This window comes from Aneurinibacillus thermoaerophilus (assembly GCF_900099925.1).
GTDB classification, from domain to species: Bacteria; Bacillota; Bacilli; order Aneurinibacillales; family Aneurinibacillaceae; genus Aneurinibacillus; species Aneurinibacillus thermoaerophilus.
The window spans coordinates 28586-35572 of record NZ_FNDE01000037.1 but is presented as its reverse complement, the minus strand read 5'-3'; the positions used below and the strand labels follow the sequence as shown (position 1 = coordinate 35572).

Annotated in this window: 8 protein-coding genes and 2 pseudogenes; all 10 read right to left on the bottom strand. The window is 40.5% G+C overall.

Annotated elements, in window-relative coordinates; all coding sequences use genetic code 11:
• A pseudogene (locus BLR88_RS19135) lies at positions 1 to 267 on the bottom strand (IS701 family transposase); the annotation flags it as partial.
• A gap of 304 nt (positions 268 to 571) precedes the next feature.
• Positions 572 to 751, bottom strand: a complete 180-nt coding sequence (locus BLR88_RS15225; RefSeq protein WP_082706030.1) for a phage terminase small subunit-related protein — start codon at positions 749 to 751, stop codon at positions 572 to 574.
• Between the two features lie 45 nt (positions 752 to 796).
• Entirely contained in the window at positions 797 to 1033 is a 237-nt protein-coding gene (locus tag BLR88_RS15220) for a hypothetical protein (RefSeq protein ID WP_091261084.1), read from the bottom strand.
• A gap of 147 nt (positions 1034 to 1180) precedes the next feature.
• Positions 1181 to 1570 (bottom strand): DNA methyltransferase, encoded by a 390-nt coding sequence (locus tag BLR88_RS20500; RefSeq protein WP_322787678.1) that lies wholly within the window; start codon positions 1568 to 1570, stop codon positions 1181 to 1183.
• Between the two features lie 27 nt (positions 1571 to 1597).
• The gene (locus tag BLR88_RS20495; protein WP_322787677.1) at positions 1598 to 2356 is read right to left on the bottom strand and encodes a DNA methyltransferase; all 759 of its coding nucleotides are present in this window, start codon (positions 2354 to 2356) and stop codon (positions 1598 to 1600) included.
• Positions 2244 to 2477: a ParB N-terminal domain-containing protein gene (locus tag BLR88_RS20490; RefSeq protein ID WP_322787676.1), complete on the bottom strand. Its 234-nt coding sequence runs from the start codon at positions 2475 to 2477 to the stop codon at positions 2244 to 2246. The genes BLR88_RS20495 and BLR88_RS20490 overlap by 113 nt, the downstream gene beginning before the upstream one ends.
• A 54-nt stretch (positions 2478 to 2531) precedes the next feature.
• Positions 2532 to 2885, bottom strand: a complete 354-nt coding sequence (locus BLR88_RS15210; RefSeq protein WP_057899170.1) for a type II toxin-antitoxin system HicB family antitoxin — start codon at positions 2883 to 2885, stop codon at positions 2532 to 2534.
• Positions 2886 to 2930: 45 nt separating this feature from the next.
• Entirely contained in the window at positions 2931 to 3155 is a 225-nt protein-coding gene (locus tag BLR88_RS15205) for a type II toxin-antitoxin system HicA family toxin (RefSeq protein WP_057899171.1), read from the bottom strand.
• Between the two features lie 485 nt (positions 3156 to 3640).
• Positions 3641 to 4450, bottom strand: coding sequence for a DUF2935 domain-containing protein (locus BLR88_RS15200; protein WP_057899172.1), 810 nt, complete (start codon positions 4448 to 4450; stop codon positions 3641 to 3643).
• Between the two features lie 661 nt (positions 4451 to 5111).
• Positions 5112 to 6890: pseudogene (locus BLR88_RS15195) on the bottom strand (APC family permease).
• Positions 6891 to 6987 lie beyond the last annotated feature (97 nt).

Below are 6987 nucleotides of genomic sequence, written 5' to 3'. Positions count from 1 at the left end.
CCATGATTGTTGCTGAATTATACGCATCAAATGCTGCTCATTCCACTTCCCATGAGTAAGAAAATGGCTCAGTGTCCGTCGGTCTTGTGAATGGCAGCTTTCACGATGGATATCGGTTAACGTTCCAGAAAAACCTCTGGTCATCACACCATCGAGAAAATGAACCATATGGTTCATTACCGGCTTAGAAAAATAAAGTGGGAAACGCCAGGTACGTAAAATATTGTTGATTTCCTGTTGATGTGCTACCCTATACGTAAGAGGCATATAGTCTTCTCCTTTGCGTAAAAGTGGTTGGTGGTACTTCTATTTTTACACAGGGTGAAGAGATATGTCTCTTTTCTATTCAATTTTAAATTTGTGTAAGTGTTTTTGGGCAACTACAGTTATTTTATTATGCACAACATAAAAAGATATAACATTTGGGATTTGCCAGCAAAGTCAATAAGAATTGTATAAAATGGAGCGCAAAAGAAGGTAGCCATATATTTTATTAGGAGGATAATATATGCTTAATTTAAGTTTTAAATATCTGCTAGATGACAAAGAGAAAAAGGTGCTAAAGAAAATTTCAATACCAGAAGGCGCTGAATTTCTTAATATGGTGTTTTATCTCCGCGATATATTTGTCATTACGGTATATATTCCCAAAAACTAAAGCAGCAGCAATGTCCTTTAAACTTAAAGTTCCACTGCTCTCTTTCCACATTTCAAATGCTTTTCTGCGATTCGGATTTCTTTCTCGTCCCACTACATTCCACCCACCTCCATAATCTGGTTTGAGTTGAGTTTGTTTTTATACGTCATCTCGCTGGAGATCTAAGTCGATTTCAATCAGCTTCTTCAAATCATCCACCGTTTTAATTTCAATCCGGCCTTCCTGAAAGTCTTTCACCCAGCGTGCAATGCCAGCATGAATGATTTTTCGATACTTTGACTTCGACTCCATAATGTTTTCCATCGTCTCTATTTCGTGCTGCAGCAGTACATTTTCCTTATTACCAAAACAAGAATATTCGTTCGTATTTTTCATTGAACATACCCCCGAGTTCCATGTAAAATGGAAACAGGATAGCAGCTTTCCCTTCCGTGGCCACGGTGTTCTGCTATCCTTCGTCGGGGGTACCCGGCAGCTTGTCAGGAGGGCGTTCGCAGCGTCCTCCTTTTGCTTTTTCTACGGTTATGCCACTTCATCAATACGAGAAACAAGAACAGGCTCAATACCAGTTGCTTCATAGAATCGCTGCTTAATCACATCACAAAATACCGGGTCCAATTCAAGCGTCCGACATTCACGTCCCATCTGTTCACACGTCATCAGCGTTGAACCGCTGCCACCAAAGAAATCAACAACAATATCCCCTTTCTTGCTGCTGTTGCCAATCGGAATCGCCAGCAAATCCAATGGTTTCTGTGTCGGATGGACATATTTCGTCACATCGCCACGCGATACTTCCCATACGGTTTCTGGTTGTGGAATTTCGACAGGCAATCCTGCTTTCCACACTGTCGTCTGCTTTCGATCGCCATACCATGCCGGAGCTTTCCCTTTGATGTGTGCATAAAACACTGGCTCATGCTTATACCGGTACTGCGCTCAGCCAAACGTCGGCGCGTTCTTCACCCAAATGCACTGTGAACGGGTCACGATTCCAGCGGCATTCATCGCATTCTCAAACTCTCGCTGATAAGAAGATGGGTGAAAAATGTAAATCGCCGCGTTCGGTTTCATGATCGCGGCGTAGTTTGCAAATATCTGATTTAAGAACACAACAAAATCCTCATCGGACATGTTGTCATTTAAAATAGAATCACGACTGTCTGCAGCCAGACGTTCTGAATCACTTTCCACAGCTACGTTATACGGCGGGTCTGTAACTACCAGATTTGCTTTTTTACCCTGCATAAGACGCTGTACATCTTCTAAGCGTGCAGCATCACCACAGACAAGCAAATGCCTGCCCAAGCGCCATATATCCCCATGCCTTGTTTCCGGCTCTTTGATAGCATCGAGCGCAACCTGCACGTCATATTCATCATCGACGACGGGCTCACCCGGCTCTGTGTCAGCAGGTAAAGCAGAGATAAGGTCTTCCAGTTCCTCACCATCAAAGCCGGTCAGCTCGATACTACTTTCACTCTCAACCAACTCCTGGAGCAAGATAGCCAGCTTCTCTTCATCCCATCGTCCACTAATTTTATTCAGTGCGATGTTCAGCGCCTTCTCGCGTACTTCGTCCAGGTTAACCACGGATACTTCGATTTCCGTATGGCCTTGTTCCAGTAAAATTTTTAATCGCTGGTGGCCGTCTACAAGATTCCCGGTACGTTCCGTTCCAAACAAGCGGCTCGACATATCCAAACTCCGCAATGGAACGCTTTAGCTTCTCGTATTCCGGATCTCCGGGCCGTAAATCCACACGCGGGTTGTACGGCGCTGAATTGATGTTGCTGACAGGTACCTTTCGTATTTCCATTTCTATCACCCACCTCCGTTTTAGGGTAAAGAAAAAGCCACTCCGGAGAGTGACTTAACGGCTTAATTTGTAAAGTACGTATTGATTTAACGATATTCCTTCTTTTGCTGCCATTTGTGCTAACTGCCGATGTAAACTTTTAGGAACACGCACGACGAATTTTCCACTGTAATCATCATCGGTTATCGGTTCTGGAATTGGGTCGCCAAACTCTAATTTAGTCTCAAACCAACCTTCCATTGCTTCCCGAATGTTTTTATGTGCTTCTTCTACCGTTTGCCCATCACTTTGACAACCATCCAATTCAAGCACAGTCGCATAATAATACTGACCGCTTTCATCATTTATATGTTGAATCTGAATGGTATAGGGTAAGCTCATGTAATAAGAAACGTCTTTATTTGCCATTTATTCTTTACAAGGATAGAATATATTTTGAAGGAAGGGGAGCCGTCACTCCCCCATCCTTTTTAGTACGTTTTTTACGTACACCGCCTTAACGGGATTTTGCTTTGGGATTGTGATTACATCGCCTGCTTGATTTCGGAAGTGATGGTGAGACCCTTTGCTTCTCACTTGTATGTATCCGTAATATTCAAGCACGATGGCAATTTCCTCGAACCATATTCCGTTAGGGCGGTTTTTCATTTTTTCGAGGATTTTATCTATCCTTGCCATGTTTCACCTCCTGATATTATAGTATCATATTTAGTATCATATATCAAGAGGATTTTGTTAAGTTTTCCATATTCAGCAAAATAAAAAGTTACTTTTGGTCTTCACTACATAATAAAAGGATAAATCGCCAAACGGATATTTCTCACCGAACTTCTTTCTAGTTAGAAATTTCTTAACTCCGGCTTTTCTTTTAATTTCTGAGAGAACTGCTCTTTTTCCTGAATACAGTGCTCCAATATTCCTTTTAAGAAAGCAAGTTGTGTTTTTCTTGCATAATAGATTTTAAACACCCAAAATATTATTGTAAAAGAAGGACTATTTTCCTGCAATTGTAACGCAAAGTTTTAACGTTACAAGCCAACCAATGAAGCGTTACATGTGCGCTTGCGTTTCACTGGCTCGGTTGTAACGTTACGCAAAAGAAAAAGCCACTTCTCAATTGGAGCGGCTATCCTAGTTTACAAAGTGGGCATTGTCGGACGTTTTTAGCATTTACTAACAGATTTTTTTCCTGTTAGTGCCCTTTCAAACATATCGATAATCTCCAGAAATCTCTCCGCTTCACGGAATACGTGATCAGCCAGTAACGGGTGAATAATACTTTTAATACGGCATGCCTCAATTAAATCACGAGCCGTCTTTTTAAAATCACGAAGTGATTTTACAGATACTCTGTTTTGGTCAAGAAACTGACTAAGAAGAGGGGACGTTTGTGATTGTGGACGCATAGAATCCAAATCAATTGCTTGAAATAATAATTGATCAAAATCATGACTGAATTCCTGAGCCTGCTCTACGAGTTTTCGTTCTGACGGGTCCAGAAGATGACCAATAAATTTCGCATGATCGGCCATAATACGCAAGAAAAATACGTTTTCATCGATAATGGCATCGGGTATTGGCTCCAATTGACCTTGATTTAACTCTGACAACCTATTTCTAAAGTAATTTGCTTCTCTACTTATATGATCAATAAGTAAAGGAAATAAATTAGCTCCAGGCAACTTGCAATGTAAAATAAGACCAAGAAGTTTTCTTTTATAAGCCCAAATATGGGAGACAGCATTATAAACCTCTGCATTAAATTGCGCAATCTGTCGAGGATCGGTATTCAAAGTAAAAGCGTGTGATTGGCTCTCAATTTGTTCGAAGATACGAAAAAATTGTTGTGCTTCATTTATAAGCTGAGTATCTTCACATCGAAGGCCCAATGTAATAAACAACGAGTGTTCTTTCATAATACGGGACCAGAAACGAACCTCATCTAACGAGCGAGCAACAAATCCATTGGACATGAACAAGCCTCCTAAAATAAACTTTCAGAATAAGATATGCATAAATGTTCCAATGGGTAACAACCTACATTTATTTGTTAAATAGACATAAACCAAGTTATCGAACTTAAAAAAGGCGTTCTCATGAAGAGAGCACCTATTCCTTTCTTTTGCTCATCATAGATAATCCAAGCTAGATTTTTTATGACCTCATGCTTTAATTTCCGCGCTCTTGTGTACGGTACACCCTCTTCACCTTACGTTCGTGTTACTTCGTGTGTCTCTCTTTTTTTATGCAACCAAAAAAGGACCGCTCCCCTCGGAACGGCCCCTTCGCTTATCTTCTGATACTATCATCATACTACCCCTATCTCAAAACGGCGCGCCAATATCTGGCCAAAATTACGCCATCTTCACGCCAAACTTTTTTACAATTAAAAAGCATTAATAACACTTTATGACTTATTTCTCTTTGCGTATTGATTATCCATCCATACAGCCCATTTCCAAATAAGAACTGCAACAATTATTAATACTGTTCCACCAATACTTGGTGATACAGTTTGACGCGATAATAAAAAAACGATCCTCAAGCCTTAGCACTACATTAAAGCAGCATGCAGACGAACATAAAGCCGTTCCTCTTCAGAGAACGACTACTTTAATCGTTAGGCATTCAACCTTATTTTTTTAATCGATAAGGAACAGTCGTTATCTTAACGTCTTGTCGTGCAAATAAATAAGCACGTAACAATAAACTCGTCTGGTTATGCAGCAAATTATGCCACCAACGCTTCGTAATAAATTGTGGAATCATAACCGTTACATGATCGGTGGCTGAAGTTTTCCATTCCACCGTATCAATAAATTTAGATAAGGGGCGCACAATACTGCGATAGCGGGAACGCAAGGTAATAAGACGTACACCCGGATTCCACTCTTCCCACTTCTCCTCCATTTTTTTAATTTCTTCTTCATCAAATCCAACATAAACGGCTACGATATCATCTGACAGTGATTGAGCGTAGCTGATGGTATTTCGAACAACCTGCGTAATACCCGCTACAGGAATCACAATCACGCTTCCCTTTTTCTCCGGCTTATCTGTAGAAAGATCAATGCGTAATTGTTCCGCAAGGTCGCGATAATGCTGGTTTACTTTCTTAAAAGCAAAGATAACAGCAGGAAGGAACAAGAAAATCATCCATACTTGCGAGAATTTTGTAATCAAGAAAATAAGGGTAATTGTAAGCGTAGTCAGCATCCCAACCGTATTAATAACAAAAGGGAGAAGCCATCCCGCTGGCTTTTTCGTAATCCATCGTTTCATCATCCCTGTTTGAGATAAGGTAAAGGGAACGAACACCCCTATCGCGTAAAGAGGGATTAGATTTTCTGTATCTCCTTCAGAAACAATAATCAAGAGTGCTGAAAAGATACCTAAGAAAATGATTCCATTTGAAAAACCAAAACGATCTCCTCGAACCATAAACATATTCGGTAAAAATCTGTCTTTTGATAGCATAAAGGCAAGTAATGGAAATGCTGCGAATGCAGTGTTTGCAGCGAGGAATAAAATCAGTGATGTTACAGCCTGAATAAACTAATAAATAATTCCTCGTCCAAATACGGCTGATGCGATCTGGGATACGACTGTTTCATCTGCTTTAGGAGCAATGCCGTATACATAAGCCAGAAGGCTAATACCAATGAACATAATGCCAAGGATAACTCCCATCATGATCAGAGTTCTTGCCGCATTTCTAGGGGCTGGGTCTCTAAAATTAGGAATCGCATTTGATACCGCTTCTACCCCTGTTAAAGCAGAACAGCCTGAACTAAACGCTTTTAACAGCAGGAATAAGGTAATCCCTGGAACGGCTACTCCATAAGCGGGAGCCTGAGCATGCACATTCCCTGTCATCCATTGATACCCACCACCGATAATTAGAAGAAAAACAGCGAAAACAAACAAATAAACGGGATACATTAGTATGGTTGCAGATTCTGTAATCCCGCGTAAATTTAAAATCGTTAACGTTAAAATCATTAATAGCGCAATCATAACACGATGCTCATGAAATGTTGGAAAAGCTGATGTAATAGCATCTGTACCAGCTGAGGAGCTCACTGCTACGGTTAAGATGTAATCTACCAGCAAAGATCCACCAGCAACTAGGCCAACGGAAGTGCCCAAGTTGTCTTTAGCTACAATATACGCACCACCGCCTGTTGGATAAGCATAAATGGTTTGGCGATAAGACAAAATTAGTACTGTTAACAGACCAAGAACAGCAAATGAAATCGGGATGGAATACCATAACGCTGCTGCACCAACGGTAATTAACACTAAAAGAATTTGTTCTGTTCCGTATGCAACAGAAGATAAAGCATCGGAAGAAAGAACAGCCAGCGCTTTTAATTTACTTAATTTTTCTTCTGTAAGTTCATCTGTCTTCATCGGTCATCCAATTAAAAATCGTTTTAATTTGGTTACCATGCTTTTTCTCCTCCTAATACTTTTTTATATTCTTTCCCGCTCAGCATAGGAAAAACAC